Here is a 2656-nt window from a genome sequence, read left to right on the forward strand (position 1 = left end):
CGGCCGGTGTCGGTGTCAGCCGGTGACGGTCCAGGTGTCGCTGCCTGCGAGGAGTGCGGCGAGGTCGCCTTTGCCTTTCTGTTCGAGGGCGGTGTCGAGTTGTTCGCTCATCTGTTCGTCGTAGACGGGGCGTCGGGTGTCGCGGAAGACGCCGATGGGGGTGTGGTGGAGGGTGTCGGGGTCGGCGAGGCGGGAGAGGGCGAAGGCGGTGGTGGGGGAGGCGGCGTGGGCGTCGTGGACGAGGACGTCGGCCTCGTTGTCCGGGGTGACGGTGACCACGTGGAGGTCGCCGGTGGCCCGGTCGCGCACGACGCCGCGCTCTGCCTCGGCTCCGAACCGGATCGGCTGCCCGTGGGTCAGGCGGATCAGTGCTTCCTCGGCCTGCTGCTTGTCCTTCAGGGTGTCGAAGGCGCCGTCGTTGAAGATGTTGCAGTTCTGGTAGATCTCGACCAGTGCGGTGCCGGGGTGGTCGGCGGCGGCGCGCAGGATGTCGGTGAGGTGTCTGCGGTCGGAGTCGATGGTGCGGGCCACGAAGGTGGCTTCGGCGCCGAGGGCGAGGGAGACCGGGTTGAAGGGTGCGTCGAGCGAGCCCATGGGCGTCGATTTGGTGATCTTGCCGGTCTCGGAGGTGGGTGAGTACTGGCCCTTGGTCAGGCCGTAGATCCGGTTGTTGAAGAGGAGGATCTTGAGGTTGACGTTGCGGCGCAGGGCGTGGATGAGGTGGTTGCCGCCGATGGAGAGCGCGTCGCCGTCGCCGGTGACGACCCATACGGACAGATCGCGTCGGCTGGCGGCGAGGCCGGTGGCGATGGCGGGGGCGCGGCCGTGGATGGAGTGCATCCCGTAGGTGTTCATGTAGTACGGGAAGCGGGAGGAGCAGCCGATGCCGGAGACGAAGACGATGTTCTCCTTGGCCAGGCCGAGTTCGGGCATGAAGCCCTGGACGGCGGCGAGGATGGCGTAGTCGCCGCAGCCGGGGCACCAGCGTACTTCCTGGTCCGATTTGAAGTCCTTCATCGACTGCCTGGCCTCGGCGCGGGGCACCAGCTGCAGGAGTGGGTTGGCGGTGTCAGTCATCGATGGCCTCCTTCAGCGCGGTGGCGAGTTGCCGTGCCTTGAACGGCATGCCGTTGACCTGGTTGTAGGAGTGGGCGTCGATGAGGTATTTCGCGCGGATCAGGGTGGCCAGCTGGCCGAGGTTCATCTCGGGGATGACGACTTTGTCGTAGCGGGCGAGGACCGCGCCGAGGTTGGCGGGGAAGGGGTTGAGGTGGCGCAGGTGGGCCTGGGCGATCGTGTCGCCGGCCGCGCGCAGTCTGCGTACCGCCGCGGTGATGGGGCCGTAGGTCGAGCCCCAGCCCAGGACCAGGGTGCGGGCGCTGTGCGGGTCGTCCACCTCCAGGTCGGGGACGGTGATGCCGTCGATCCTGGCCTGGCGGGTGCGGACCATGAAGTCGTGGTTGGCGGGGTCGTAGGAGATGTCGCCGGTGCCGTCCTGCTTCTCGATCCCGCCGATACGGTGCTCCAGGCCGGGCGTGCCCGGCACCGCCCAGGGGCGGGCGAGGGTGTGCGGGTCGCGTTTGTAGGGCCAGAAGACGTCGGTGCCGTCGGCGAGGGTGTGGTTGGGGGTGGTGGTGAACTGGACGCGCAGGTCGGGCAGTTCGCCGATGTCGGGGATGCGCCAGGGCTCGGAGCCGTTGGCGAGGTAGCCGTCGGAGAGCAGCATCACCGGGGTGCGGTAGGCCAGGGCGATCCGGGCGGCTTCCAGGGCGGCGTCGAAGCAGTCCGCCGGGGTGCGCGGCGCGAGGACCGGTACCGGTGCCTCGCCGTTGCGCCCGTACATCGCCTGCAGAAGGTCCGCCTGCTCGGTCTTGGTCGGCAGGCCGGTGGAGGGCCCGCCGCGCTGGATGTCCACCACCAGCAGCGGCAGCTCCAGCGAGACGGCCAGCCCGACCGTCTCGCTCTTGAGCGCGACACCGGGACCGGAGGTGGTCGTCACCGCCAGCGATCCGCCGAACGCGGCTCCCAGGGCGGCGCCGATGCCGGCGATCTCGTCCTCGGCCTGGAAGGTGCGCACCCCGAAGTTCTTGTGCCGGCTCAGCTCGTGCAGGATGTCCGAGGCCGGCGTGATCGGGTAGGAGCCCAGGAACAGGGGCAGGTCGGCCTGCCGGGAAGCGGTGATCAGACCGTAGGCCAGGGCGAGGTTGCCGGAGATGTTGCGGTAGGTGCCGGGCGCGAACGCGGCCGCGGCCGGGGCGACCTCGTAGGAGACGGCGAAGTCCTCCGTGGTCTCCCCGAAGTTCCAGCCCGCCCGCAACGCCGCGATGTTCGCCGCCATGATCTGCGGCTTCTTCGCGAACTTCGACGCCAAAAACCGCTCCGTGCCCTCCGTGGGCCGGTGGTACATCCACGACAGCAGACCGAGCGCGAACATGTTCTTGCTGCGCTCGGCCTCCTTGCGGGACAGGTCGAACTCCCTGAGGGCCTGAACCGTCAGCGTGGTCAGCGGTACCGGGTGCAGGTGGTAGGCGTCCAGGGAACCGTCGTCCAGCGGCGAGGTGGCGTAGCCGACCTTCTGCAGGGCCCGCCCGGTGAACCCGTCCGTGTCCACGATGACCTCCGCGCCACGCGGGAGATCGCCGATATTGGCCTTCAG

The 2656-nt window shown here is 69.2% G+C and carries 2 protein-coding genes; both read right to left on the minus strand.

The annotated features are described in order from the left end of the window. Positions 1-15 precede the first annotated feature (15 nt). Positions 16-1077 carry a 2-oxoacid:ferredoxin oxidoreductase subunit beta gene (locus tag AC069R_RS33995; protein ID WP_478770552.1) on the minus strand — a complete coding sequence of 354 codons (1062 nt, stop codon included), beginning with the start codon at positions 1075-1077 and terminating at the stop codon, positions 16-18. Next, positions 1070-2656: 2-oxoacid:acceptor oxidoreductase subunit alpha (locus AC069R_RS34000; protein WP_478770553.1), on the minus strand; the 1587-nt coding region annotated here is incomplete at its 5' end. The genes AC069R_RS34000 and AC069R_RS33995, both read right to left, overlap by 8 nt.

The organism is Streptomyces sp. NPDC043952, from assembly GCF_056435325.1.

What these genes read in the sequence shown, in the direction of transcription:
- AC069R_RS33995 (WP_478770552.1), bottom strand. Translation starts at nt 1,077, where the DNA reads ATGACTGACACCGCCAACCCACTCCTGCAGCTGGTGCCCCGCGCCGAG.